This window comes from Leifsonia sp. RCC_180, assembly GCF_058138205.1.
Genome location: NZ_CP200340.1, coordinates 326177 through 351345, shown reverse-complemented (window position 1 = coordinate 351345; position 25169 = coordinate 326177). Strand labels below are relative to the sequence as shown.

The following is a 25169-nucleotide window of genomic DNA, read 5'->3' as shown; positions in this document are numbered from 1 at the left end:
GAGAACGCGTGTCCTCGCTTCTGTATTCGGTCGGCCGGTGGGCCTACCGCGCCCGCCGTCTAGTCGTCATCATCTGGATCGCACTCCTCGCCCTCCTCGGCGGCGGCGCGCTCCTGTTCAACCAGGGCACAGATAACAGCTTCAGCATTCCGGGCACCGAGTCGCAAGAGGCTCTCGACACGCTGAGCCGCACATTCCCGCAAGTCAGCGGCACCACGGCGCAGATCGTCGTCGTCGCTCCGGAGGGTCAGACGGTCGACGACGCCGACATCAAGCAGCCGGTCGAGGATGCGGTCGAATCCATCAAGGACATCGACGGCGTCTCCAGCGCCAGCTCCCCCTATTCGGCGCAGGTGAAGAACCTGATCTCCGACGACCGCTCGGCCGCGATCATCACTGTGCAGCTGAAGGGTCAGATGACCACCGTGACCGCCGAGACGAAGGATGCCGTCAAGGCGGCCGGGGCCGAGCTGGCGAAGGATCTCCCCGACGGATCGAAGTCCGCCGTGGGCGGGCAGCTCTTCTCGCAGAATCTCCCGACGCTCTCCGTCATCGAACTGATAGGCGTCGGCGTCGCGCTGGTCGTCCTGATCCTGACCTTCGGCTCGTTCCTCGCGGCCGGGATGCCGCTCCTCACGGCCATCCTGGGCGTCGCCCTGTCGATGTGCCTGATCTTCATCGCGACGCTGTTCGGGTCGATCTCCTCCACCACACCGATGCTCGCGCTCATGCTCGGGCTCGCGGTGGGGATCGACTACTCGCTGTTCATCATCTCCCGGCATCAGGCACAGCTGAAGGCCGGTGTTCCGCCGGAGGAGTCGACCGCCCGTTCGGTTGCGACGGCGGGCTCCGCCGTGCTCTTCGCCGGCATCACGGTGATCATCGCCCTCGCGGGGCTCGCTGTGGCGAACATCCCGTTCCTGACGACGATGGGCCTGGCGGCGTCCGTGGCCGTGGCGGTCGCGGTGCTGGTCGCGCTGACGCTGACCCCCGCGATGCTCGGCTTCGCCGGGGCGCGGCTGACGCCTGGGCGCCGTAAAGCCGCACGGGAGGCCAAGCGGCAGTCGGCGGAGACGGCGGAGGGAGCGGCCGTCGCGCCGGCGCCGACACCCGCACCGACACCCGCACCCGCACCCGCTGACGCGACAGCGCCGTCCTTCGCGCACGCGGCAAAAGCCGACATCCCGCCCGGATTCTTCCGCGGCTGGGTCCGCGCGGTCACCCGCTTCCCGATCGTGACCGTCGTGGCCGTGATCGTCGCGCTCGGCATCGCCGCCCTCCCCGCGCTCCAGCTGCGGCTGGCCCTTCCCGACGCCGGCTCGCAGCCCGAGAGCTCGTCCGCACGCGTCGCCTACGACCTGGTCTCCGAGCACTTCGGTCCGGGCTACAACGGCCCGCTGATCGTGACCGGCTCCATCATCTCCAGCACCGATCCGGTCGGGCTCATGACGAAGATCGGGGATGAGATCGCCGATCTCCCCGGTGTCGCCTCCGTCCCGCTCGCCACCCCGAACGCGACCGCCGACACCGGCATCGTGCAGGTCGTCCCGACCACCGGTCCCGACGACGCGAAGACGGCGGACCTCGTCTCGGAGATCCGGTCGAAGCACCAGCACTTCCTCGACGAGTACGGGGTCGACCTCAAGGTGACCGGAAACACGGCGGCGCAGATCGACGTCTCCTCGCGACTGGGCGGAGCGCTGCTGCCGTTCGGCGTGCTCGTCGTCGGCCTCTCGCTGATCCTTCTGACGATGGTGTTCCGCTCCATCGCGGTGCCGATCAAGGCGGCACTCGGCTACCTGCTCTCGGTGGGCGTCGCGTTCGGGGCGGTCACGGCCGTGTTCGAGTGGGGATGGTTCGCCGACGCCCTCCACGTCGACAAGACCGGGCCGATCATCTCGTTCATGCCGATCATCCTGATGGGCGTGCTCTTCGGCCTGGCGATGGACTACGAGGTCTTCCTGGTCAGCCGCATCCGCGAGGACTACGTGCACGGCGGCGAGGCGCGCCGCGCCATCCAGAGCGGATTCGTCAGCTCGGCGAAGGTCGTCACCGCGGCCGCGATCATCATGATCTCCGTGTTCGCCGCATTCGTGCCGGAAGGCGACGCCTCGATCAAGCCGATCGCGTTGGGCCTCGCCGTCGGTGTGTTCGTCGACGCGTTCATCGTGCGGATGACGCTGGTGCCGGCGGTGCTGCAGCTGCTGGGAGACAAGGCCTGGTGGATGCCGCGCTGGCTCGACCGCATCCTACCCTCCTTCGATGTGGAGGGCGACGGCCTGCAGAAGGAGCTGGAGCTCGCCCACTGGCCCGAGGGCACGACCGGCCTGGTGGCCGCGGCGGACGGGCTCGGCGTCAGCACGCGGAAGAAGCGCCTGGTCGGGGACGTGTCGTTCCGGCTTTCAGACGGCGAGGTGCTCGTGGTGCACGGCGACGACCGCACCGCCGCGCTCGCGCTCCTCATGGCGGTGACCGGGCACACTCCGGTCGACACCGGAACGGTCAAGGTGGCGGGCTTCGTCCTGCCGACCCGCGGTTCGGCGGTGCGCGCGCGCACCTCACTCGTCCGGATGGAGGCGTCCGAGACGCCCGTCGGCGACATCCGGCTGGCCCTCGCCGGCCGTCCGCAGCTGCTGGCGCTCGACGCCGTCGACTCCGTCACCGACCCGGTCGAGCGTCGCCGCATCCGCGCCGAGCTCACCGCGGCGCTGAGCCGAGCCCGGGTCGAGGAGCGTCCCTTCGCGCTCGTGGTCTCCTGCGTCGACCCGGCCGGACTCGACGATCTCCTGCCCGACAGCGCCGAGCCGACGGCCGTCGACCTGGATGCCGCAACGCGACCGGCGCGTCGTCCGGGCGCACCTGGGGCGGACGCCGCGGACACCGACCTCACCGACCCCGACCGCGCCGAGCACGGCGCCCACCTCGAGAAGGCTGACGCCCGATGACCACCCCCACCTCTCCCCTACGCCGCCCGGGTTCGCTGTTCTCGCTGGAGCGGATGCGCTCGGACAAGCGCGTCACCTGGCTGACCATCGCCGGCATCCTGCTGGTGCCCATCGTCATCGGCGGGCTGCTCGTCTGGGCGCTCTGGAATCCGACCGAGCGCCTCGGCGACGTCAAGGCGGCCGTAGTCAACCTCGACCAGCCGGTGAAGGTGAACGGCCAGACCGTTCCGCTCGGCCGGCAGCTCGCGGCCGGCCTCCTCGACACCAAGAACGACAACTTCGACTGGGTGCTGACCGACAAGAAGGATGCCGACAAGGGCATCGCGAGCGGCGAGTACGTCGCCGTGGTCACCGTGCCGGAGAACTTCTCGAAGGCGGCCACCTCGACCGCCGGCGCCGCGGCCGACGCCACCCAGGCGACCATCGACGTGCGCACCAGCCAGCAGTCGAAGCTCGTCGACCCTGCGATCAGCCAGGCCGTCACCACCACCGCGACCGCGGTGCTGAACAAGCAGCTCACCTCGACCTACATCGCCAACGTGTACGTCGGGTTCAACACGCTCGGAGAGCAGCTCGGCAAGGCGGCGACGGGAGCCGACCAGCTCGCCGGAGGACTGACGCAGCTGGCGAGCGGGACGCATCAGCTGGCCGACGGCGCAGCGCAGCTCTCGACCGGAGCGTCGTCGCTGGCGGGCGGGATTTCGCAGCTCTCCGACGGCACGTCGCAGCTGTCGGACGGCCTGAACACTCTGGCGTCGAGCGGAGCGCAGGTGCAGAGCGGCGCCCAGCAGCTGGCGGATACCGCGGGCACCGCATCCACCACTCTCAGCAGGGCGACCACGGGGATCAACACGGCGGTTGCGCAGAACTGCGCTCCTCCGATCGTCGACCCGAAGCTCGGTGCGCTCTGCGAGCAACTCAAAGCCCAGCTGACCGACCTCAACACGGCACAGGCGTACGGGGCGGGCCTCGCCTCCGGAACCCAGACCTTCTCCTCGCAGCTCGGGCAGTACACCGGCGGCGTCACGCAGTCGGCGTCGGGAGCCTCGCAGCTCGCCTCCGGCGCCTCCCAGTCGGCGGACGGCGCGCAGCAGTTCGCCACCGGTGTGCAGCAGCTGAGCGCCGGCATCCCGGCCCTCGCCACCGGTGCCGACCAGTCGGCGTCCGGTGCCGCATCCCTCGCCGCTGGCCTCCACACGGCGGTGAAGCAGCTGCCCAGCTACGACAAGGGCGAACGGACCAGCCTCGCCGACGTGGCGGCACAGCCGGTCGGGCAGAAGACCTCCGGCAACACTGCGTTCGGCACCTCCAGCATCCCGCTGTTCGCCGCGGTGGCGCTGTGGCTCGGGGCGCTGGCGACCTTCCTCGTGCTGCAGGCGCTGTCGCGGCGCGCGCTGCTGACCTCCCGCGCAGCCAGCCGGATCGCCCTCGACGGGTTCCTGCCCGCAGCGGCGCTCGGGGTCGTGCAGGGCGTGCTGGTCGCCGGGATCATGGCGCCGGCGCTCTCGCTTGACGTCGGCCACTGGTTCGGCTTCGCCGGGCTGGCCGCGGCGGTCGGGATCGCGTTCGCCGCCGTCAACCACGGCCTGGTCGCCCTCCTCGGCGGGGTCGGGCGGTTCCTGTCGATGCTCGTCGTCGTCGTGACACTCGCCTCGGGAATCGTGTCCACCGCGCCCGGCTTCTTCGACGCGGCCCTGCCGTGGCTGCCGACGTCGTCGGCCATCACGGCGCTGCAGGGCGCGATCGACGGCTCGGCGGACGCGTGGCGCGGCCTTGGCGGCCTGCTCCTGTGGGCGGCGTTCGGCTTCGCCCTGGCCCTCATCGCCGTGGCCCGTCGCCGCGTGGTCAACGCCGCGCGCCTCCTCCCCGCCGAATAAGCCCATCCAGTTGACGCGACACGCCGTCCAGCGCACCCGCGCGACGGCGTGTTGCGTCACCTAGACGGTGAAGGCCAGCGCCAGCGTCGCCAGAATGACCGTCACAGGCGCGACGATCAGGCCGAGCAACACGTAGCGGCTCCAGCGGATCTCCACGTCGAACGACGTCAGCCGCTGGTGCCAGAGCAGGGTCGCGAGCGACGCCCACGGCGTGATCAACGGTCCCGCGTTCACGCCGATCAGCAGCGCGGCCAGACGCGCGGGGCTGTCGGCCGCAGGCTCCAGCGCCAGATATGCCGGGAGGTTGTCGATCGCGTTCGCGCCGACCAACCCCGTGAGGGACAGCCGCAGGAGGGCGAGCGGCGACTCCCCCATCCCGGAGACGGTCGCCATCAGCGTCCCGAGGCCTTGCGCGTGCAGCGCCTCGATGAACAGGAACAAGCCGGACGCGAGCAGCACCAGCTGCCAGGGCACCAGCCCGAAGCGCACGACGCCACGCTTGCGGACGAGGAACACCACCGCGAGCAGTACGGCTGCGACACTGGTCGGCAGCCACACCGGCAGGCCGGAGACGAGCAACGGGATGAGAACCACGAGGACCACGGCCGAAATCCAGAACAGCACCGGGTCCTCGATGCCGTCCTCCTCGCCCGTGGCGTACCGGACCAGCAGCGATCGCCGCGCGATGAGGAACACCACGACCATCGGGACCGCCATCGCCACAAGAGCGGGAGCCAGCATGAGCGACGCGAAGGCGGCGGGGGTCGGGTCACCCATCGCGTGCTGGGCCAGCAGGTTGGTGAGGTTGGAGACGGGAAGCAGCAGCGAGCCGGCGTTCGCCATCCAGACCGTCGTCAATGCGAAGGGAAGCGGGTTCAGCCCGGCGTGGCGCGCCATCACGATGACCACGGGAGTGAGCAGCACGGCGGTCGTATCGAGCGACAGGAAGATCGTGCTGAGTGCTGCGACGACCACGACGAGCAGCCAGAGCGCCCAGGCACGGCCACGCCCCCAGCGAGCCGTCTGCTGGGCAAGCGCGGTGAACACGCCCGCCTCGGCGGCGAACTCGGTCACCACGGTGATGGCCACGACGAACAGCAGGATGGGCCACACGCGATCCCACAGCTCGACGGCTTCGGGAACGGGCAGCAACCCGGTCGCGACGGCAACCCCACCGAGTGCGAGGAGCACGGCGCCGACGATCGCGGTGCGCATCCTCCTCCTCCCGGTCCGGACCTAGGAAGCGTACGCTACGGGTCGACATCGAAAGGAACAGGATGCGCAAGTACCTCTTCAACGGCGCGGTCATCAGCGCGGCGTTCGGTCTGTGGACAACGGTCCAGTCGTCCAAGAAGGGCGTCCGTGACTGGCGCGTCCCCCTGATGTGGATCAACGCCGCTATCTCGCTCGCCCTGGCCGTCGGAGCGGTGATCCAGGAGTCGCGGGAGGCGTCCGAGCGCGAATCCAACCCCCTTGGTGCACGAAAGAGCCGTTGACCCGCTGATTTCCGCAAAACTCCCGGCGTGTCCGGCGGGTTCGCGCGGCTTCCGTCCATGACACTTGTATTCAGGTGAACCTGGAAGGGGTTGCGCGATGTTTGGTCGTAGGCGGCACGCCGCCGTAGTTCCGGTGGCTCCAGTCCCTCAGTTGACGGACGCTCAGATCCTCGAACTCGTGCACACCAAGGTTGCCGAGTTGATCGGCGTGAACGGCGAGTGGACGGTCATCCGCCGTGCGCACGACGACACCGACACCATCTTCCACTCCATCCTCGCCCAGTCGGTCTCGGTCGGCATCGCCGCCGCCCTCGCCGAAGCGCGCCGACGGCTCGAAGCGGGCGAAGCGCTCTCCGAGCCGCAGCACCTGGCCCCCTCGGTCGCGGATGCACCCGCGCCGGCCGAGGCAGCCGAGGTCATCGCTACTCCGGCAGAGGCCGCCGTCGAGACTCCCGCCGCCGTGGCGGACGTCCCCGTCGCCGAGGCTCAGCCCGCCGCCTTCAGCTGGGAACCCGCGCCGATCACCCAGTGGACCGACCTGCGGAAACCCGTGACCGGCGAGTTCCCGCTCGTCTCCGTCCGCTCCGCGGCCTAGAAGCCGACAGAGAAGCCCGGCTCGGCCTCAGCCGAGCTCCTTCCAGTCCTCGGGCCCTTCCGACCCCGCCGGGTACTCCTCGAGCGGCACGCGTCCGTCGTGCCACGCCTTCAACACGGGCTCGACGATCCGCCAGCACTCGACCGCCGTGTCCGCACGCACCGACAGCGTCGGGTCCCCGTCGAGGATGCCCTCCAGCACCTCGCCGTAGGCCAGCAACGCGCCGGGCCCGAAGTCGGCCTGGAGTGATGCGCGCTCCAGCTCGTACGGGTCGTCCGACCCATTGATGTTGATCTCGAACGACATCCGGTCCGGAGCGAACATGAGCCGCAGCTTCGCCGGCTCCATCGTTCCCGTCAGCCCCGTCGGGATGTGCTGGGCCGGCGCGAACGTGATGACCATCTCCCGCCGTCTTCCGCCGAGCGCCTTGCCCGAGCGCAGTGTGAACGGCACGCCCTTCCAGCGCCAGGTGTCGATCTGGAAGGTCACCTCGGTCAGCGTCTCCGTCTCGCGCGAACGGTCCACCCCGGACTCGTCGGCGTACGCCGGCAGCTTCTTGCCGTCGATCTCGCCTGCCGCGTAGCGCGCCCGCCGGCTCGCTGTGACCGGGTCGTCGTTCCAGACCCGCGTTGCGCGCAGCACGAGCTCCTTGGCGTCGCGGAGGTCCTCCGCACCGAGGGTCGAGGGCGGCTCCATCGCGAGCACGGCCAGCACCTGCAGGAGGTGGCTCTGGATCATGTCCATCAGCGCGCCTGCGGTGTCGTAGTACCGGGCGCGTCCCTCCAGCGCCAACGTCTCGTCGTAGATCACGTCGACGCGTTCGATGTGCAGCCCGTCCCAGATCGGCTCCAGGATGCTGTTGGCGAAGCGCACGCCCAAGATGTTGAGCACGCTGGAGCGCCCGAGGAAGTGGTCTACCCGGTGGATCTGGTCCTCCGGCACCAGCCGGGCCAGCTGCTCGTTGAGTCGAATCGCGCTCTCACGGTCGGTGCCGAACGGCTTCTCCAGCGCGAGTGTGAGCCCCTCGGGCAGGTCGAAGGTGCCGAGGGCGTCGCACGCCTTCGCGGTGACGGCGGGTGGGAGGGCGAAGTACAGCGCGGGCACGCCCTTCGCCTCCGCGAGGAGCTTCATCAAGTCGTCGGCGCTGGTGGCATCCCCTTTGATGTAGCGGGTCTCCTTCAGCAGCCGGTCGACCGCCTTCCCCTTCGCATCGACCGTCGCGAACGACTTCTTCACGAGCGAACGCCAGGCGTCGTCGTCGAGGTCGTCGCTGCTCGAGCCGATCAGCGTGAACGCCCGGTCCGGCTGGCCGGTGAGCAACTGTCCGATAGCGGGGAGGAGGAGCCGTGACGTGAGGTCGCCGGATGCTCCGAGAATCACAAGAGTGTCCACGGACTGCGTCATGCCGATCACAGTACGTCCATACTGGGAATATGTCGCTCCCCATCGAGGATTACGCCCTGATCAGTGACTGCTTCACCGGGGCGCTCGTCGGCAAAGACGGCAGCATCGACTGGCTGTGCCTCCCCCGGTACGACTCGCGGTCCACGTTCGGCGCCCTACTCGGCACCGAGGACCACGGGCGCTGGCTGGTCGCGCCGACCGATGCGTCTGCGACGAGCACCCGTCACTACGAGGAGGACACCATGATCGTCGTCACCCGGTGGCGCACCGCCGAGGGCGAGGTCGAGGTGGTGGATGCGATGCCGATGGGCGACCACCGCGCCGATATCATCCGGCGCGTTCGCGGCGTCAGCGGCCGGGTGCACATGCGCCAGGATCTCCGCATCCGGTTCGGCTACGCGGACGCGATGCCGTGGGTGCGGCAGGATAAGACGGACCGCCCGCATTCCCTGATCGCCGTTGCCGGCCCCGATGCCATCGTGGTGCGCGGCTCGCAGCTGCACCCCGCGAATCACGCCCACCAGGGCGAGTTCACGGTGCGCGCCGGCGAGATCGTCGACCTCACGATGACGTGGTTCCCTTCGCACCGCGACGCACCCGTCGCCCTCGACGTCGACACCGCCCTGCAGCACACCCGCGAGTGGTGGACCGGGTGGGCGAAGGGATGCGCGCACGAAGGGCCGTACCGCAGCGAAGTGGTCCGTTCGCTGCTGATCCTGCGCGCGCTCTCGCACCTCGAGACCGGCGGCATCGTCGCGGCGGCCACCACCTCGCTGCCGGAGGCGTTCGGCGGCGAACGCAACTGGGACTACCGCTATGTGTGGCTGCGGGATGCGTCGCTGACGATCGGCGTGCTCCTCTCGCACGGCTACAACGACTACGTGGACCACTGGCGCGACTGGCTGCTGCGCGCGATCGCGGGCGACCCCGGCGATGTGCAGATCATGTACGGGCTCGCCGGCGAGCGGTACCTGGGCGAGCGGACCATCGACAGCCTCCCCGGCTACCAGGGCGCGCATCCCGTGCGGGTGGGCAACGACGCCTCGAACCAGTTCCAGGCCGACGTGATCGGCGCGGTCATGCTGGGGCTCGACCACGGCCGCCGCGCCGGGAACACGGAGACGCGGTTCTCCTGGGCACTGCAGCGCGCGCTGATGGGCTACCTGGAAGCGCACTGGCGCGAGCCCGACCACGGCATCTGGGAGATCCGCGACCATCCGCAGCAGTTCACGCACTCGCGTGCGCTGGTCTGGGCCGCCTTCGACTGCGCCATCCGGGGCGTCGAGCAGTACGGCCTCGACGGTCCGGTCGAGCGCTGGAAGCGGGAGCGGGACGCCATCCGCGCCGACATCGAGGCGAATGGCTGGGACCCGCACCGCGGCACCTACGTGCAGCACTACGGCACCACCGAGGTGGATGCGTCCCTGCTGCAGCTGGCCCAGGTCGGCTACGTCAGCGCCGACGACCCGCGGATGCTCGGCACAGTGCGTGCACTGGAGGAGGACCTCCTGCGGGACGGCCTGCTGCTGCGCTATCGCACCGAGTCCGGGGTGGATGGGCTGCCGCCGGGCGAGCACCCGTTCCTCGCTTGCTCGTTCTGGCTGGTCGAGCAGTACGCCACGTCCGGCCGGAAGGAGGACGCGGTCCGGCTCATGGACCGGCTGGTCGCGCTGGCGAACGACGTCGGTATGCTCTCCGAGGAATACGACGTCGAAGGCCGGTCGCACGCGGGCAACACCCCGCAGGCGCTCACCCACCTGACGCTGGTGCGCGCCGCGGACGCGATCGCGGGCATCCCGCTGTGGCCGTCGTCGTGACCGACGCAGGAACCCTGGAGCAGACGGGCACCGACGAGCTGCTGGAGCTCGGCTCCCCGTGGGTGACGATCGTGTGGAACGACCCGGTGAACCTGATGAGCTACGTCACCTACGTGTTCCAGACCTACTTCGGCTTCCCGCGGGCGGAGGCGAAGCGCCGGATGATGCTGGTGCACACGGAGGGTCGTGCGGTGGTCGCCACGGGCACACGCGAGGAGATGGAGCGGCACGTGGAGGCGATGCACGAGTACGGCCTGTGGGCGACGCTGACGAAGGCGGACGCATGACGCCGTTCCGCCGGCGCCGGGACGGTCGGGTCACGGCGTCCTTCGCGCCGGAGGAGGCGCAGTTGCTGCGCTCGCTCACCGAGGAGGCTGTGGAGCTCGCTCGGGCGGCGGCCCACCCGGAGAACCAGCTCGCCGACCCCGCCCTCGGCCGGCTGCTGCCGGATGCGTACCCGGACGACCCGGAGGCGTCCGCCGAGTTCCGCCGGTTCACGGCTGCGGGGCTCGCCGACCGCAAGGAACGCAACGCAGAGGTCGTCATGGAGTCGCTCGCTCAGCCTGCGGACGGCAGGGTGAAGGTCGTCCTGGACGAGGCGCAGGCCAGCGCGTGGCTCCGCACCATCACGGACGTGCGCTTGGTGCTCGCCGCGCGGCTGGGCATCCGCGAGGACGGCGACGAGGGCGACATCCACGACGAGGAGTCCGCGATGCAGCGCGCCGTCTACGACTGGCTCGCCGGCGTGCAGGAGCTGCTGGTGCTGGCGCTGCAGCGGCGGCGCTGAGCGCGTCCCGCGCGGTCCCACGCTGAAGCGATGCCCCCTGCAACCCGGGCTCGTGGGGTCATTGCGTCCCGAACCGAGTCGTCAGAACCCGGCCCACGGCGCGATCTCTCTCTGGCAGCCGCTGAACATGTTCAATCCCGATTGGGACAACGAAGCGGTTCGGACCGAGGTGAGCCTGATCCTCGACGACAAGCGGGCCGTCTCCGTCTCGCCGCCTGATCCCGCGACGTTCTCAGGAGACTCGCGAGAGCCTGCCGAGGCCGCCCTTACTTAGCGCCCGGCTAGAACGGAGCGCGCGTGCCTCCCCGCTTGCTCGTAGAAGTTGGCTACTTCTCGGCCGAGGCCATCGACATAGGCGAGGCCTTCCTTCGTCGTTACCCAGCCGTTCCCCTGCTTCACGATGTGGTCCAATCCTTCATCGAACTTCGCGTGTGCCCGAAGTACGGCAGGCGGAGCGCCATACAACTTCAGCATCTGGAACCCGTGCATGAGCCGGGATGCATCAGCCTTCTCGAAAGCTCGTAGGACGTCTGCCGCCTGCACGTCCCCCGACGCACCCTTCATCGCGATTGCTCCTGCTCGAATCGCGCGCTGTACTTCCACGAGAGATCTACCGGCCTCGCCATAAGCCGAAACAAGTTCCTCGTATCTTTGCCGCCTTTGCTCCCTGTTCGCGGCTCCTCGGCTCTGCAAGAGGTTGGTCACCAAGCCTGCGATGGCTACTACTAGGGTGGTCGCCGTCGCAACGAGCGCGACAATTCCGGACTCCGTCATGGCTCAAAGATAGGGGTAGGGATCTACGTGGCCCTCTACCTCGCAGACCCGGAGGGCCCCGACCTGCCGAGTTGATCGAGTCGCTCCTAGTCCCGCTCGCCGCACGGTATCGCCGAGGCCCCCACCGCCGTCAGACGGGATAGCGCACGGCCGCGGCCGCCGCTCCCCCGCCGGGCACGTCCTCCGCCCGCAGCGCGTACACCCGTGCCTTCGCGAGCAGTGCTCGCCGCAGGATCTCGTCGACCACGCCGTAGGACCCGGACTCTTCGTCGTCGCCGAAGGCGATGGCGCCGGTCTCGTCATCGACGGTGCCGGGGACGCGCCGGTCGATGTCGATCACGAGCGACTCGACGGCGCCGAAGGTCGCCGCGCGGGCGATGTCGCTGAGGTCGACGATGGCGGTGCCGGCCGCGATGCGGGCCTCATACGCTTCCCGCAGCTCCCCGACCTTGTGCGCGTACAGCCGGTCGAGCACGCCCCTCGCCGCAGTGGCGAGCTCCTCATCCGTCTTGTCCTCGGGATTGCCGGGGATGGTCTCGGCGACGAGCCTCGGACGCTCACCGGCGCCCCGGAAGATACTCGCCAAGGGCTCGGCCGCCGCGAGGATGAGCGGCTCGGTCGAGTTGGGCAGCATCGGGCGGAGCGCACGGTCGATCGCCTGGGCGTACTCCAGCATCCGTACCTTCTGGCCCTCCGATCCCTGGATGCGTCCGTCCGCCGTCCGGCCGCTCACGGAGGCGAGTCCCACGGCCGCGGCGACATCGCGCGGCATGCCGGGCACGTCGATGCGCTCCGGCGGGCGGTCGGGCGTCACGTGCAGGAGGCGCACCGAGTTGCCCGCGAGCGCCAGGATCAGCGCCGACTGCGGGAAGGTCAGCGCGCGCAGCAGCGGCTTCACGTAGAACCGGTCGGCGATCTCGCACGCGGTCGTCAGCCGGTTCGGAAGGCGGAAGGTCTCTGCGAGCTCCCCGTCGAGGAAGACCGCGAGCGAACGGGACTGGTACCTCCAGAAGTCGCGATCCTCGAGGATGCGCTCCCCCTCGGCCTGCACCCTCTGGATGCGGTCCCGCGGCACCCCGAGCTTCTCGAGCGCGCGCACAGCGCTGGCGAGGTGATTCTTCAGCTCGATCCGGGCCTTGTCGGCCTCGGCGGGGGTGGTCCCGGTCGGGAGGTAGATGCTCACGCAACCGGGCTGTCGCATCGCGGCGATCCGTTCGACGTCGGCTTTGGTGGGTATGTCCTTGTACTCCACGGAAGTTCCTCCCTGCCCCATCGGTGCGGCGTCGTCGGTCGCGGTGCGGCCAGTCTGGTCGCGTACGGGTGGCTTCACAAGACCGACGTTGACTTTCTCGGAGACCGGGCCTACCGTCCCTTAAACCGGTTTAGATGACGGCCTCGAAGCCTGGGGGCCGCCCCATCCATGAGGGGTCGCAACGATGCGCAACCGACAACTGACGATGCCGCGGGCCGTGCTCGCTCTAGGCCTCGGCGCTCTGCTCGCCCTGACGGCGACCGGCCTTCCCGCGCAGGCAGCTGGCACCGCAGAAGCGCCGGCCGGGGCCGCCGCCGAGGCGTCGCAGCCGAAGCTGACGAACCTCGCGCATCTCGACTTCCTGCTCGACGATGTCCCGCTCCTCGCGGGCGTCGCCGGGCACACCACCTACCGTGCCGCTGAGGAACCCGTCGCCCGCGCCCCCTGGGTGTATGCGGACCGGCAGGCCGACGGCAGCTTCCACCGCGTCGGCGGCGGCCCGATCACGGATCCCGCCCGCGGCTGGTACGCCCAGGGCGCCTACGACGCCGACGACATCTCCCGAGCCGCGGTGGTCTACCTGCGCGACTGGAAGCAGAACGGCACCGCGACGAGCCGCAGCAGCGCATACGAACTGCTCCGCTCGCTGACGTACCTGCAGACGGCCGACGGCCCGAACGCGGGCAATGTCGTCCTCTGGCAGCAGCACGACGGAACACTGAACCCGTCCGCCATCCCGAAAGAGCTGCCCGACCCGTCCGACTCCGCCGAGTCGTTCTGGCTGGCGCGCACAGTCTGGGCGCTCGGTGAAGGATATGCGGGCTTCCGTTCCGCCGACCCTGCCTTCGCCGCCTTCCTCGCCGACCGGATGCACCTCGCGCTCACGGCACTCGGCCGCCAGTCGCTCGCCCAGTACCCGCAGACCCAGGTCGCGAACGGGGTCACCGTCCCCGGGTGGCTGATCGTCGGCAGCGCCGGTGCGACTGCGGAGGCAGTCCTGGGCCTCAGCGCGTACGTCGCCGCACAACCGGCGGACACCGTCGCCCGCACCGCTCTTGCGCACTACGCGGAGGGCATCGCGAAACTGCAGAGCGGAGGCATCGGACAGTGGCCGTTCGGCGCGCTGCTGCCCGAGGCCAACTCCCCCACCTTCTGGCACGCCTGGGCCGGGATGCAGCCGGCGGCTCTCACTTCCGCCGCGACCGTGCTCGGCGACGCCTCCCTTCAGCGGGCCGCATCCACCGATCTCGCCCAGTTCACCGCCCAGCTGCTCGCGACCGGCGGACCGGACAACGGCTGGACGCCGACGCCGGCCGACCGCACGCAGATCGCCTACGGCGTCGACTCCCGGCTGGAGGGGCTGATCGCCGCCTCCGACGCGACCGGGGCCACAGGTCTCGCCGCCCTCGCGGGCGCTCAAGCCGCCTGGTACTTCGGGGCGAACCGCGCCGGCGCCCCGGCATACGACCCGGCCACCGGTGTCTGCGTCGATGGGATCGCCGGCGACGGCACCGTCAACCACAACTGCGGGGCCGAGTCCGTCATCCACACCCAGCTGAGCATGCTGGCTCTGGATGCGCATCCCGCCATCGCCCGCACCGCCACCTCCCTGACCCGCACGACCGCGACGGTCGGGCTGACCGTCGCCGAGGCCGAGAGCGGCACCACCGCGGGCCCGGTGACCGTCGTGACCCCACCATCTGCATGGACCGGTTCCGCGAACTGGTCGGGCGGCGCCTACCTGCAGGCGGGCGACGGGTCGACCGTGACCATCGCGCTGCCGGCGGGCCACCCGGCGGCGCGCATCCTGCCGATCGCGGACCTCGGCCCCGGCGGCTCGGGGACAACCAGTTGGACCGCTCCTGTCGGCCGCCTCGCCCTCCCGCTCGGCCGCACCGACAACGTGCGCCCCGGCGAGCAGGGCATCGCGCCCAGCCCGGTCTTCCTGCTGCCGCAGACGCTCCCCGTGCCGGTGCCCGCGCAGGCGACCTCGGTGACCGCGCGCGTCTCCGGAACGGCGCGACTGGATGCGGTGCTCGTGCAGCCGATCGTGTCCCATCTCGGCCTTGCCGGCACCTCCTCCCTCGACGTCTACGTCAACGGGACGAAGGTCCCCGTGCCGCAGAAGCTCGACGCGAGCGGACCCGTGACCGTGACGCGGTACGACTCGGCCGGACGACAGGTCGGGCGCACGCAGACCGTCGGCGCCCACGGCATCGTCTGGGTGCAGCCGGGAGGGTTCACGACGGTGAGCCCCCGATGAGTCCGGAGAGCGTGACGATCAACGACGTCGCCCGCGCGGCGGGCGTCAGCAAGTCGCTCGTGTCGCTCACTCTCAACGCGCGGCCGGGGGTGGCGAGCGGGACGAGGGAGCGCATCCTGCAGACCGCCCGCGACCTCGGCTGGACCCCGCACCCGGGCGCGCGTGGTTTGACCACCCGCCGGGCGTACGCCCTCGGGCTGGTGCTGCGGCGCGAACCACGGACCATCGAGGTCGACCCGTTCTTCGCCGCGTTCATCGCCGGTGTCGAGACCGTCCTCTCGGAGCGCGGGCACGTCCTCGTGCTCACCGTGGTGCCCGACCGGGAGACGGAAGAGCGCGCGTACGAGCGCCTGGTCGCGGACAAGCGCGTCGACGGGTTCCTGCTCACCGACCTGCTGGCCGAAGACGAGCGCATCCCGCTTGTCGCCCGGCTCGGCTCGTACGCGGTGTCGCTCGGTGAACCGCTCGGCGGCAGCCCCTTCCCGGTCATCACGCGCGACTACGACTCCGGAATCGACGAGCTCGTCGCGCATCTCGTGGGTCTCGGCCACCGCCGCATCGCCCACGTCTCGGGTGACGAGCGGATGCTGCACGGCCTCCGCAGGCGCGAGCGGTTCGAGAGCGCGGCGCTGGCCGCCGGCCTCTCCCCCGTCGTCGTCACCACCGACTTCTCTCCCGAACAGGGCGCCGAGGCCACCAAGGCCCTGCTCGAGACCGAAGACCGCCCGACCGCGATCGTCTACGGCAACGACCCGATGGCCATCGCGGGGATGGGCGTCGCACACGAACGAGGACTCGACCTGCCGGGCGAGCTCTCGGTCACCGGGCTGGACGGCTCCCACATCGGGTCGTTCGTCTACCCCTCCCTCACCACCCTCGACAACGACCCGGCCGGTTGGGGCATCGCCGCCGCCACTGCACTGCTTCGGCTGGCGGACCACGGCGAAGCGGACGACGTCGCCCTGCCCCCCGCCCGGCTGGTGGTGCGCGCATCCACCGCACCGCCGGCATCCCGCTGAACGAACCCCGCACACCCCGAAAGGCACACACCATGAGATGGAACACCCCACGACGGCGTCGGATCGCCGTCTCGCTCCTCACCGCCGGTCTCATCGGCGGCACCCTGGCCGCCTGTGGCTCCAGCGGCGGCGGCAGCGACGCCATGAAGGCGCACGGACCGATCACCATCTGGTACTCGAACAACGCCCAGGAGGTGCAGTGGGGCAAGGCCATGGTCTCGGCCTGGAACTCCGCGCACCCCAAGGAGAAGATCAAGGCCCAGGAGGTGCCTGCCGGCAAGAGCACCGAGGAGGTCATCGGCGCCGCGATCACCGCCGGCACCACGCCCTGCCTGGTGTTCAACAACCTCCCCGCTGCGACCGGCCAATGGCAGAAGCAGGGCGGCCTCGTCGACCTGTCGAAGTTCTCGGACGGCGCCAAGTACATCGAGGCGCGCAGCGGTGACGCGGCGGCCCAATACAAGTCGGCCGACGGCGACTACTACCAGATGCCGTGGAAGCAGAACCCGGTCATGATCTTCTACAACAAAGCCATCTTCCAGAAGGCGGGCCTCGACCCGGAGAAGCCGGACCTGTCGACGTATGACAAGTTCCTGGCGGCCGCGCAGAAGATCAAGTCGTCCGGCGCTGCACCGTACGCGATCTACCCGGCGCCGACCAGCGAGTTCTTCCAGGTGAACTTCGACTACCTCCCGCTACTGGCCGCCCAGACCGGCGGGAAGACCTTCATCGAGGACGGCAAGGCGAGCATCACGAGCCAGGATGCGCTCGACGTCGCGAACTTCTGGAAGTCCGTCTACAGCGACGGACTCGCCGGCAAGGAGCAGTTCCAGGGCGACGCGTTCGCCGAGGGCAAGGCCGCGATGGCGATCGTCGGACCGTGGGCCATCGCGTTCTACGGCGACAAGGTGCAGTGGGGCTCCGTCCCCGTCCCGACGAAGGACGGAAAGTCGGCCGACGAGACCTATACCTTCCCCGACGCCAAGAACATCGGAATGTACACCTCGTGCAAGAACCAGGGCACGGCGTGGGATGTGCTGAAGTTCGCGACCAGCAAGGACCAGGACGGCAAGCTGCTCGACGTGAGCGGCCAGATGCCTATCCGCAAGGACGTCGCCACGACGTTCGCTTCGTACTTCGATTCGCACCCCGCGTACAAGGAGTTCGGAGCGCAGAGCGCCCACACCGTGGACGACCCCACCGGCACCAACACGATCGCCCAGATGCAGGCGCTGCGTGACGCGTACACGAAGGCGGTCGTGAACGGCAACGGGTCGGTGGAGGACGCCTTCAAGGCGGCCGCGCAGAAGATCGACAAGCTGCAGGCCCAGAAGTAGCCATGACCACCTCCGTTCGCGGCTCAGCAGCCGCGGGCCCGGCGGCGGGCCGCACGCCCACCGCCGGGCCGGACCGTCGGCATCGGCGCCCGCTGGTGCAGCGCATCCTGGGCACCAACCCCCTGGGCTGGCTGTTCAGCGCGCCCTACCTGGTCTTCGTCCTGGGGATCTTCGCCTTCCCGCTGTGCTTCGCGGTCTACATGTCGTTCTTCGACTACTTCTTCGCAGCGCCGGGGGCGAACGTCGACCGGCCGTTCGTCGGATTCGACAACTACATCCAGGCGTTCACCGACCCCCAGGTGCAGCAGTCGTTCGTCAACGTCGGCATCTTCCTGATCATCAACGTGCCGCTCACGGTGGTACTCGCGCTGCTGCTCGCCTCCGGGCTCAACAGCATCGTGCGGTTCCGCACGTTCCTGCGCGTCAGCTACTACGTGCCGTATGTGACGGCGAGTGTGGCGACCATCGCGGTGTGGCTGTTCCTGTTCGGGCAGAGCGGACTCGTCAACCAGATCCTCGGGCCACTCGCGCCGAGCCCCAGCTGGCTGTCGAGCCCGACCCTCGCCATGCCCTCCATCGCGATCTACGTGACCTGGAAGGGCCTCGGCTTCTACATCCTGCTCTACCTGGCAGCGCTGCAGAACGTGCCGACCGAGCTGTACGAGTCGGCGGCGACCGACGGCGCGGGCAAGATCCGGCAGTTCTTCTCGGTCACCGTTCCGGGGGTGCGCCCGGCGACCGTGCTCGTCCTGCTGCTTGCCACCATCACCGGCGCCAATCTGTTCACCGAGCCGTACCTGCTGACCGGTGGAGGCGGACCGGAGGGACGCTCGGCGTCGCCGGTCCTGCTCATCTACCAGCAGGGCATCCAGCAGGGCCACCCGGGCTACGCCTCCGCGATCGGAGTGGTGCTCGTCATCGGGGTGCTCATCATCGGCTGGCTTCAGAACCGCTTCGTCGGAGGGAGGGACCAGTCATGACCACACGGACGCCCATGCCGGCGGCGACAGCGCCGAAGACGCGGCGGAGGGACCTGGGGACGCCACGGCGGCTCAGCCGCAAGCAGATGATCCTGCAGGGCATCGTGCTGACGATCGGCGCGTTCGCCTTCCTCTTCCCGTTCTACTACATGGTGATCGGGTCGCTGCAGTCGTCGCCGGACACCTCCGTCGCCGGCGCGTTCCCGAACCCGGCAAACCTGACGCTGAACAACTACGCCGAGATCAACTCCCGCATCAACCTGGTCACGGGCCTGGTGAACTCGGGGATCTTCACCGGCGGCGTCCTGCTGTGCACGGCGGTGTTCGGTGTGCTCGCCGGCTACTCGCTCGCGGTGCTGCAGTGGCGCGGCCGCGGGGTCACCTTCGCGCTGGCGCTGCTGGTGCAGACCATCCCGTTCCAGCTGCTGATGATCCCGCTCTACGTGCTGATCGCACGCAACTACGGGCTCGCCGACAACTACCTCGGGATGATCCTGCCGTTCGCGATCAATTCGGCCGCGGTGCTCATCTTCCGGCAGTACTTCCTGCAGTTGCCGCGCGAGCTGTTCGACGCAGCGCGGGTGGATGGCGCCGGCGAGTTCCGCCTGCTCTGGCGGGTCGCACTGCCCCTGGTGCGCCCGGCGCTGGTGACGGTGCTTCTGCTGACCTTCATCGGCCCGTGGAACGAGTTCCTCTGGCCGTTCCTGATCACCAAGGAGGCGAGCCTGCAGCCACTCGCGGTCTCACTGGCGAACTACATCTCGACCGTCGCGGGCTCGACCGCGAACCCGTACGGCGCGATCCTCTCGGGGGCCGTCGTGCTGGCGGCGCCCGTCGTGGTGCTGTTCATCCTGTTCCAGCGCTACTTCACTTCGACCGACCTGGGCTCGTCCGTCAAGGGCTGAGCCGATACGTAAGGAGACCATGGAACCCCTCGCGCCCGCCGACCACGACGCGCTGCTGGCGAGCTACCAGGAGGCGCTCGCGCACACGAACGCCCTGACGGACCGCATCTCGACCGACCAGTTCTCGGCGCACTACCCGGTGCGCCCGGACTGGGCCATCGGACCGTTCGAACGCGACGACGGGCTGACCTTCCGCCTGGAAGGCCAGTGGGACGATCCGACAGGGGTGGGATGGACGAGCGATTCCATCTTCAACCCGACGGTCATCGAGCGCGGAGACGAGGTGCACCTGTTCTACCGGGCCTCGCCGCGCAAGGAGTCGACGGCGAGCAGGATCGGACACGCCGTCCGACAGGACGGCGTGTGGCGGGATTCGACAGCCAACCCGGTCATCTATCCGACGTTCGAGAACGAGACGCTCGGCTGCGAGGACCCCAAGGTCTACGCCCTCGACGACGGCTACGTGATGTTCTACAACGGGATCTGGCGGCGGGACGACGGCACGGTCGCCGTCGACATCCTCTCGGCCGTCTCCGACGACCTGGAGCGGTGGGACAAGCGCGGCCTCGTCGTGCCCTACGAGGTGTCGGAGTACTGGGCGAAAGGCGCGGTCATCCCCCGCGACGAGCACGGCCGGGCGGTGCGCATCGGGGGCGAGTACCTCATGTTCCTGTCGGAGGGAACAGGCGGCCGGCCTACCGTCGGGCGTTCCCCCGACGGGCTCGACTGGAGCTTCGACGTCCAGCCCTACCTCGACCTTTCCCCGCTCGGCGGCTCGCTGTTCGAGGTCGCCTGCGCGGTCCTCGACGGCGAGCACCTGGTGCTCGACTTCTTCTACGCCGACCCCGACGGCGACTTCGCCGCGGCGCAGGCGCTGTACCGGCGAGGCGAGCCGTTCACCCAGCTGGAGGTGAACCGCGGCGGATCCCTCGCCTGGGGCGGCCTCCAGAAGCTGGACGGGCGCTGGTCCTTCGCCCAAGGCTGGGATGCGGCCGCCGGACTTCGTGAACTGTACTTCTACCGGGAGGTGGACGCATGACTGTGTTTCCGTATCGGCTCTCGCGCGCGGGTGTCGTGATGACGCCCGTCGCAGGCGACCCCCTGGAGGCGGAGGGCGTGCTGAATCCGGCGTCGGGGCGCGGCCCCGACGGCGAGCTGTACCTGCTGCCGCGCCTCGTCGCCGAGGGCAACGTCTCGCGCGTCGGCCTCGCCCGGGTCGTGGTGGAGGACGGCGTCCCCGTCGCGGTCGAGCGCCAGGGCGTCGTGCTGGAGCCCGACCGTCCGTTCGAGCGCGGCCGGTCCAACGCGGGCGTCGAGGACCCGCGCGTCACCTTCGTGCCGTCCCTCGGCCTCCACGTGATGACCTACGTCGCCTACGGGCCGCTCGGGCCGCACACCGCGGTCGCGGTCTCCGACGACCTGCGTGCCTGGCGCCGGCTCGGCCCTGTCTCGTTCGAGTACGACGACGCGCTCGGGATCGACCTGAGCCTGTTCATCAACAAGGACACCGTGTTCTTCCCCGAGCCCGTCACCGCGCCGGACGGCACCCCGAGCCTCGCGGTGCTGCACCGGCCGGTGTGGGATCTCGGCGACATCCGCGCGGGCGAGGGCGCGCATCCACCCGCCGGGGGCGAGGAACGGCCGAGCATCTGGATCGCGTTCATTCCTCTGGATGCGGTGCAGCGCGACCTGCGGGAGCTGGCCCGCTGGCGGCAGAACCGGTTCGTCGCGGGCCCCGAGTTCCCCTTCGAGGAGCTCAAGATCGGCGCAGGGCCGGCGCCCCGCCGCGTCCCCGAGGGCTGGCTGCTGCTCCACCACGGCGTGACCGGGAGGCTCGAGACGGGGGTCGCGCAGCAGAAGAACGTCAACTACGCGGCGGGCGCGATCATCCTCGACGCTGACGAGCCGTGGCGTGTCGTTGACCGTACGAGCGAGCCCCTGCTCTCGGCCGAGACGGAGGACGAGCGGAGTGGGATCGTGCCGAATGTCGTCTTCCCGACCGCGATCGAGACCGTGGACGGCCGCGACTGGGTCTTCTACGGCATGGCCGACTCGAAGATCGGGGTGGCCCTGCTGGAGCGGGTGGCGGGCTAGGCGAAGCTCAGAACTAGCGGACGGTGTCGAAATAGCGGGAGGGTGTTCGTGTAGACGGTGAGAGCGCCGCCGCGACGGCGGCGCCGGAGAGGATCACGACCATGACCCAGTACCTGCTCAGCGTCTACCAGCCCGACGGCCCCATCCCGGAGCCCGACGCGCTCGCCGAGATCGGAGCGAACCTCGACGCCCTCAACGCGGACATCCGAGCGGCCGGCGCCTGGGTGTTCTCCAACGGACTGCTGCCGGCGTCGGCCGCGACCGTGCTGCGTCCAGAAGGCGGCGACGTGCTCGTCACCGACGGCCCCTTCGCCGAGGGCAAGGAGCACCTCGGCGGCTTCACCATCGTCGAAGCGCCCGACCTGGATGCGGCACTCGAGTGGGGCCGCCGCCTCGCGCTGGCGACGACCCTGCCCATCGAAGTGCGGCCGTTCGCGGGCTGACGGGCGGGGAGCGGGAACCGGGATGGATGCGGTCGGCACGGATGCGGCTGAGCCGGATGCGGCTGGCTCGGATGCGGCCGAGCCGGACGGCGCCGCCGTCGCCCTCGTGTTTCGCGAGCAGTTCGGCCGCGCCGTCTCGGTGCTGTACCGCGTCCTCGGCGACCTCGACCTCGCCGAGGACTCGGTGCAGGAGGCGTTCGCCGTCGCGGTGGTGCGCTGGCCGCGGGACGGCATCCCCCCGTCGCCTGCGGGATGGATCATCACGACCGCGCGCCGCCGTGCGATCGACCGGCTGAGGCGGGATGCGGCGGGCAGGACCAAAGAGGTCGAAGCGGCGAGGCTCGCCGAGCTGACCGCCGCGGACGCTGCGCCGGAGGCCGACGACATCCCGGACGACCGCCTCCGCCTGATCTTCACGTGCTGCCATCCCGCCCTCTCGCCGGAGGCGCGCGTCGCCCTCACCCTCCGCCTGCTCTGCGGCCTGACGACGGCGGAGATCGCGCGCGCATTCCTCGTTCCCGAGGCGACGATGGCGCAGCGGATCTCCCGCGCGAAGGCGAAGATCCGGGATGCGCGTATCCCGTATCGCATTCCCTCGGCCGCAGATCTGCCCGCGCGCCTGGGTTCAGTGCTCGCCGTGCTGTACCTCGTCTTCAGCGAGGGCTACGCCGCGAGCGTCGGCGATCGACTCGTGCGCGAGGAACTGTGCGAGGAGGCGATCCGGCTCGCTCGCGAGGTGCGCTCCCTGCTCCCCGACGAGGAGGAGGTGCTGGGCCTCCTGGCGCTGCTGCTGCTGGTGGATGCGCGCCGAGCCGCGCGCGTGGATGCCGAGGGCGCGTTGGTGCCGCTCCCTTCGCAGGACCGTACGCAGTGGGACGCTGCGCGGATCGCCGAGGGGCACGAACTCGTGCGCGCCTGCCTGTTGCGCGGCCGCCCGGGTCCGTACCAGCTGCAGGCGGCGATCCAGGCCGTCCACGACGACGCGCGCACGGCTGCGCAGACGGATTGGCCGCAGATCGTGGCGCTGTACGACCAGTTGCTGCGGGCATCCCCTACCCCGATCGTCGCGGTGAACCGGGCGGTCGCCGTCGCGGAGGTCGACGGGCCGGAGGCTGGGCTGGCCGCCGTGGAGCCGCTGCGGCAGGCGCTCGACGGCTTCTACCTGCTCCACGGGGTGCGGGCGGGGCTGCTGCTGCGGACGGGCCGGGAGGCGGAGGCCGCGGAGGAGTACGGGGTCGCCGCATCGCTGTGCGGGGGCGAGGCGGAGCGTGCGTTTCTGCTGCGGCGCCGCGATGCGCTCGCGGGGTCCTGAAGACAGGCACAGGCTCGCCCGCGGGTCCTGAAAACAGGACCAGCCCCGCCCCTTCCCCGAGCGCGGCCGGAGGCGCACAGTGGACGCATGGACATCGCCCTCCTCGGCCTCGGACGCATGGGCCGCGAACTCGTCACCCACCTCATCGACGCGGGGCACCGGGTCACCGCGTGGAACCGTTCCCCCGGGCCCACCGAGACGGTCGGTCGTCGCGGCGCCCGCATCGCCGCGTCCGCCGCGGAGGCGGTCGAGGGCGCCGAGGCTGTCATCACCGTGCTGTTCGGCCCGGATGCGGTGCGGGAGACGGTGATCGAGCCAGCGCTGCCCATCCGCTCGGGCGCCCTGTGGATCGACGTGACCACCGTGGCGCCGACCGACGCTGACGGCTTCGCGTCCTGGGCCCAATCGAAGGAGGTGCGCTACGTGCACTCTCCCGTAGTCGGCTCCCTCGCGCCCGCCCGCGCGGGCAGCCTCGCCGTGCTCATCGGCGGCGAGCACGACGCCGCCCGCGAGGCGCGCACCATCGTCGCCCTGTGGGCGGACCCGGACAAGATCCGCACCTTCGACTCTCCGGCAAAGGCGGCGACCGGGAAGCTCGTCGCGAATCTCGCCCTCGCGATCTCGATGGAGGCGCTGAGCGAATCCCTGCGACTTGGACGCTCTGGGGGCCTTGCGACCGACGAGGTGCTCTCCCTGCTCCCCCTCACGACGATCGCACCGATCGCGGGCATGAAGGGGCCGGTCGTCGCGTCCGGCGAGTTCGACGACACTCAGTTCTCCGCAGCCCTTCTCGCGAAGGACCTGCGACTCATGCTCGCGACCGCCGACACGCCCCTCCCCGCGGCTGCCCTCGTCGCTGCCGAACTGCAGCGCGCCATCGACGCCGGCCAGGGGGACAAGGACTTCTCGGTCATCGCCCGCGACCGCTGACCGCGGCGGCACGCTTGCGCGCCCACCACTCCACGATCCGCAGGTCCTCCCAGCCGAAGCCCCCGACCGGCAGCGCAGCGCGGATCCGCTCGTCGCTGAACGACCGCGACGGCCGGAGGTCGATCGGCAGTTCCGGAACCGCTGGCGCGGCCTCGCTGACGCCCTCGTCCAGCATTCGCGCCTGGGCCTTCGCGACGAGCGGGACGACCATCGTCCACTCGGTGAGCTGCGCCAGTGCGCGGATCGTCCACACCGGGGCGGGGACGTAGACCGGGCGACGCCCGGCGACCCGCGCGATCCGGCGCACCGCCTCGCCAAGCGTCAGCTCGTCCGCGCCCATCACGGCGACCGTCGGCTCCGGGATGCGTCCCTCGATCGCCGCCTGCAGCACGTCCACGGCATCGTCGACCGGGATCGGTCTGACCGTGCGCTCCCGGAAGCCGACGGTCGCGAACACCGGCACCGTCCGCACGGCGCGCGTGACGTGGTTGACCATGTGGTCGCCGGAACCGTAGATCATCCCGCATTTCAGGATGGTGTGGTCGAGTCCTGAATTACGGACCAGTTCCTCAGCGGCCCACTTGGTCTCGTGGTAGGCGGAGCCGCAGTCCGGCCGAGCCCTCAGGAAGCTGACCATGACGATGCGCCTCACTCCAGCCCGACGGGCAGCCTCCACGACCGCCCGCGTGCCGTCGACATGGATGCGCTGAAAGCTCTGGTCGCCGATCTCCCGGTTGATTCCGGCGCAGTGGGCTACGACCTCGCAGCCGGCGAACGCCCGTGCCAGCGCATCCACGTCGTCGATGTCGACACCGGTCCGGCGCGAGATCAGGACTGTCTCGTCGGGATCCAGCCGCTCCGCGAGGTGACGTCCGACGAACCCGGTACCGCCTGTGATGGCTACTCGCACGATTGCGCTCCTTCGCTTATTAGCAATGA

The 25169-nt window shown here is 70.0% G+C and carries 22 protein-coding genes; 17 read left to right on the top strand and 5 right to left on the bottom strand.

The genetic code is table 11. The features are described 5' to 3' along the window. Nucleotides 1-8 precede the first annotated feature (8 nt). Together AB7E03_RS01775 and AB7E03_RS01770 are read left to right on the top strand one after the other, a co-directional pair. Nucleotides 9-2945: an MMPL family transporter gene (locus AB7E03_RS01775; protein ID WP_489938756.1), complete on the top strand. Its 2937-nt coding sequence runs from the start codon at nucleotides 9-11 to the stop codon at nucleotides 2943-2945. Next, nucleotides 2942-4822, top strand: a complete 1881-nt coding sequence (locus AB7E03_RS01770; RefSeq protein WP_489938754.1) for a YhgE/Pip domain-containing protein — start codon at nucleotides 2942-2944, stop codon at nucleotides 4820-4822. Before AB7E03_RS01775 ends, AB7E03_RS01770 begins: the two co-directional genes overlap by 4 nt. Before the next feature lie 60 nt (nucleotides 4823-4882). Here the strand turns inward: AB7E03_RS01770 and AB7E03_RS01765 are convergent, their stop codons facing one another. Beyond that, nucleotides 4883-6037: an SLC13 family permease gene (locus AB7E03_RS01765; protein WP_489938752.1), complete on the bottom strand. Its 1155-nt coding sequence runs from the start codon at nucleotides 6035-6037 to the stop codon at nucleotides 4883-4885. A 62-nt stretch (nucleotides 6038-6099) separates the two neighbouring features. On the opposite strand from AB7E03_RS01765, the gene AB7E03_RS01760 reads away from it, so the two are divergent. Then, nucleotides 6100-6318: a hypothetical protein gene (locus AB7E03_RS01760; protein WP_489938750.1), complete on the top strand. Its 219-nt coding sequence runs from the start codon at nucleotides 6100-6102 to the stop codon at nucleotides 6316-6318. Between the two features lie 151 nt (nucleotides 6319-6469). Next, nucleotides 6470-6913 carry a hypothetical protein gene (locus AB7E03_RS01755; RefSeq protein ID WP_489938748.1) on the top strand — a complete coding sequence of 148 codons (444 nt, stop codon included), beginning with the start codon at nucleotides 6470-6472 and terminating at the stop codon, nucleotides 6911-6913. A gap of 27 nt (nucleotides 6914-6940) precedes the next feature. On the opposite strand, the gene AB7E03_RS01750 is transcribed toward AB7E03_RS01755, so the two are convergent. After that, nucleotides 6941-8317 carry a glucose-6-phosphate dehydrogenase gene (locus tag AB7E03_RS01750; RefSeq protein ID WP_489938746.1) on the bottom strand — a complete coding sequence of 459 codons (1377 nt, stop codon included), beginning with the start codon at nucleotides 8315-8317 and terminating at the stop codon, nucleotides 6941-6943. Between the two features lie 29 nt (nucleotides 8318-8346). Here AB7E03_RS01750 and AB7E03_RS01745 point away from each other — a divergent pair, with 29 nt between their 5' ends. The 3 genes from AB7E03_RS01745 to AB7E03_RS01735 are packed head-to-tail and all read left to right on the top strand — an operon-like array spanning nucleotide 8347 to nucleotide 10921. After that, entirely contained in the window at nucleotides 8347-10134 is a 1788-nt protein-coding gene (locus AB7E03_RS01745; RefSeq protein WP_489938744.1) for a glycoside hydrolase family 15 protein, read from the top strand. Further along, the gene (clpS, locus tag AB7E03_RS01740) at nucleotides 10131-10421 is read left to right on the top strand and encodes an ATP-dependent Clp protease adapter ClpS (protein ID WP_489938742.1); all 291 of its coding nucleotides are present in this window, start codon (nucleotides 10131-10133) and stop codon (nucleotides 10419-10421) included. Before AB7E03_RS01745 ends, clpS begins: the two co-directional genes overlap by 4 nt. Beyond that, complete coding sequence (locus AB7E03_RS01735; protein ID WP_489938740.1) at nucleotides 10418-10921, top strand: DUF2017 domain-containing protein; 504 nt, start codon at nucleotides 10418-10420, stop codon at nucleotides 10919-10921. Before clpS ends, AB7E03_RS01735 begins: the two co-directional genes overlap by 4 nt. Before the next feature lie 270 nt (nucleotides 10922-11191). Here the strand turns inward: AB7E03_RS01735 and AB7E03_RS01730 are convergent, their stop codons facing one another. Both AB7E03_RS01730 and AB7E03_RS01725 read right to left on the bottom strand, forming a co-directional pair. Then, nucleotides 11192-11695 (bottom strand): hypothetical protein, encoded by a 504-nt coding sequence (locus AB7E03_RS01730; protein WP_489938738.1) that lies wholly within the window; start codon nucleotides 11693-11695, stop codon nucleotides 11192-11194. A gap of 130 nt (nucleotides 11696-11825) precedes the next feature. Then, nucleotides 11826-12947 carry a baeRF11 domain-containing protein gene (locus tag AB7E03_RS01725; protein ID WP_489938736.1) on the bottom strand — a complete coding sequence of 374 codons (1122 nt, stop codon included), beginning with the start codon at nucleotides 12945-12947 and terminating at the stop codon, nucleotides 11826-11828. Nucleotides 12948-13131: 184 nt separating this feature from the next. On the opposite strand from AB7E03_RS01725, the gene AB7E03_RS01720 reads away from it, so the two are divergent. From AB7E03_RS01720 to AB7E03_RS01675, 10 genes are all read left to right on the top strand, one after another. Next, the gene (locus tag AB7E03_RS01720; RefSeq protein WP_489938734.1) at nucleotides 13132-15210 is read left to right on the top strand and encodes a hypothetical protein; all 2079 of its coding nucleotides are present in this window, start codon (nucleotides 13132-13134) and stop codon (nucleotides 15208-15210) included. Continuing rightward, nucleotides 15207-16229: a LacI family DNA-binding transcriptional regulator gene (locus AB7E03_RS01715; RefSeq protein ID WP_489938732.1), complete on the top strand. Its 1023-nt coding sequence runs from the start codon at nucleotides 15207-15209 to the stop codon at nucleotides 16227-16229. The genes AB7E03_RS01720 and AB7E03_RS01715 overlap by 4 nt, the downstream gene beginning before the upstream one ends. A 32-nt stretch (nucleotides 16230-16261) precedes the next feature. Continuing rightward, nucleotides 16262-17566, top strand: a complete 1305-nt coding sequence (locus AB7E03_RS01710; protein ID WP_489938730.1) for an ABC transporter substrate-binding protein — start codon at nucleotides 16262-16264, stop codon at nucleotides 17564-17566. 2 nt (nucleotides 17567-17568) lie between these two features. Then, nucleotides 17569-18546, top strand: a complete 978-nt coding sequence (locus tag AB7E03_RS01705; RefSeq protein ID WP_489938728.1) for a carbohydrate ABC transporter permease — start codon at nucleotides 17569-17571, stop codon at nucleotides 18544-18546. Continuing rightward, on the top strand, nucleotides 18543-19451 hold the full coding sequence (locus AB7E03_RS01700) for a carbohydrate ABC transporter permease (protein WP_489938726.1): 909 nt from the start codon (nucleotides 18543-18545) through the stop codon (nucleotides 19449-19451). Before AB7E03_RS01705 ends, AB7E03_RS01700 begins: the two co-directional genes overlap by 4 nt. Before the next feature lie 19 nt (nucleotides 19452-19470). Next, complete coding sequence (locus tag AB7E03_RS01695) at nucleotides 19471-20490, top strand: glycoside hydrolase family 130 protein (RefSeq protein WP_489938724.1); 1020 nt, start codon at nucleotides 19471-19473, stop codon at nucleotides 20488-20490. Next, on the top strand, nucleotides 20487-21545 hold the full coding sequence (locus AB7E03_RS01690; RefSeq protein WP_489938722.1) for a glycoside hydrolase family 130 protein: 1059 nt from the start codon (nucleotides 20487-20489) through the stop codon (nucleotides 21543-21545). Before AB7E03_RS01695 ends, AB7E03_RS01690 begins: the two co-directional genes overlap by 4 nt. A gap of 101 nt (nucleotides 21546-21646) precedes the next feature. After that, a complete protein-coding gene (locus tag AB7E03_RS01685) occupies nucleotides 21647-21988 on the top strand; it encodes a YciI family protein (RefSeq protein WP_489938720.1) in 342 nt (113 codons plus the stop codon). Between the two features lie 22 nt (nucleotides 21989-22010). After that, on the top strand, nucleotides 22011-23300 hold the full coding sequence (locus AB7E03_RS01680) for an RNA polymerase sigma factor (protein WP_489938718.1): 1290 nt from the start codon (nucleotides 22011-22013) through the stop codon (nucleotides 23298-23300). An 87-nt stretch (nucleotides 23301-23387) separates the two neighbouring features. Beyond that, on the top strand, nucleotides 23388-24230 hold the full coding sequence (locus AB7E03_RS01675) for an NAD(P)-dependent oxidoreductase (protein WP_489938716.1): 843 nt from the start codon (nucleotides 23388-23390) through the stop codon (nucleotides 24228-24230). Here AB7E03_RS01675 and AB7E03_RS01670 read toward each other — a convergent pair. Continuing rightward, on the bottom strand, nucleotides 24211-25140 hold the full coding sequence (locus AB7E03_RS01670; RefSeq protein WP_489938714.1) for an NAD(P)H-binding protein: 930 nt from the start codon (nucleotides 25138-25140) through the stop codon (nucleotides 24211-24213). The genes AB7E03_RS01675 and AB7E03_RS01670 overlap by 20 nt on opposite strands. Nucleotides 25141-25169 lie beyond the last annotated feature (29 nt).

What these genes read in the sequence shown, in the direction of transcription:
- AB7E03_RS01770 (WP_489938754.1), top strand. Translation starts at nt 2,942, where the DNA reads ATGACCACCCCCACCTCTCCCCTACGCCGCCCGGGTTCGCTGTTCTCG.
- AB7E03_RS01765 (WP_489938752.1), bottom strand. Translation starts at nt 6,037, where the DNA reads ATGCGCACCGCGATCGTCGGCGCCGTGCTCCTCGCACTCGGTGGGGTT.
- AB7E03_RS01760 (WP_489938750.1), top strand. Translation starts at nt 6,100, where the DNA reads ATGCGCAAGTACCTCTTCAACGGCGCGGTCATCAGCGCGGCGTTCGGT.
- AB7E03_RS01750 (WP_489938746.1), bottom strand. Translation starts at nt 8,317, where the DNA reads ATGACGCAGTCCGTGGACACTCTTGTGATTCTCGGAGCATCCGGCGAC.
- AB7E03_RS01745 (WP_489938744.1), top strand. Translation starts at nt 8,347, where the DNA reads ATGTCGCTCCCCATCGAGGATTACGCCCTGATCAGTGACTGCTTCACC.
- AB7E03_RS01735 (WP_489938740.1), top strand. Translation starts at nt 10,418, where the DNA reads ATGACGCCGTTCCGCCGGCGCCGGGACGGTCGGGTCACGGCGTCCTTC.
- AB7E03_RS01730 (WP_489938738.1), bottom strand. Translation starts at nt 11,695, where the DNA reads ATGACGGAGTCCGGAATTGTCGCGCTCGTTGCGACGGCGACCACCCTA.
- AB7E03_RS01720 (WP_489938734.1), top strand. Translation starts at nt 13,132, where the DNA reads ATGCGCAACCGACAACTGACGATGCCGCGGGCCGTGCTCGCTCTAGGC.
- AB7E03_RS01715 (WP_489938732.1), top strand. Translation starts at nt 15,207, where the DNA reads ATGAGTCCGGAGAGCGTGACGATCAACGACGTCGCCCGCGCGGCGGGC.
- AB7E03_RS01710 (WP_489938730.1), top strand. Translation starts at nt 16,262, where the DNA reads ATGAGATGGAACACCCCACGACGGCGTCGGATCGCCGTCTCGCTCCTC.
- AB7E03_RS01705 (WP_489938728.1), top strand. Translation starts at nt 17,569, where the DNA reads ATGACCACCTCCGTTCGCGGCTCAGCAGCCGCGGGCCCGGCGGCGGGC.
- AB7E03_RS01700 (WP_489938726.1), top strand. Translation starts at nt 18,543, where the DNA reads ATGACCACACGGACGCCCATGCCGGCGGCGACAGCGCCGAAGACGCGG.
- AB7E03_RS01695 (WP_489938724.1), top strand. Translation starts at nt 19,471, where the DNA reads ATGGAACCCCTCGCGCCCGCCGACCACGACGCGCTGCTGGCGAGCTAC.
- AB7E03_RS01690 (WP_489938722.1), top strand. Translation starts at nt 20,487, where the DNA reads ATGACTGTGTTTCCGTATCGGCTCTCGCGCGCGGGTGTCGTGATGACG.
- AB7E03_RS01685 (WP_489938720.1), top strand. Translation starts at nt 21,647, where the DNA reads ATGACCCAGTACCTGCTCAGCGTCTACCAGCCCGACGGCCCCATCCCG.
- AB7E03_RS01680 (WP_489938718.1), top strand. Translation starts at nt 22,011, where the DNA reads ATGGATGCGGTCGGCACGGATGCGGCTGAGCCGGATGCGGCTGGCTCG.
- AB7E03_RS01675 (WP_489938716.1), top strand. Translation starts at nt 23,388, where the DNA reads ATGGACATCGCCCTCCTCGGCCTCGGACGCATGGGCCGCGAACTCGTC.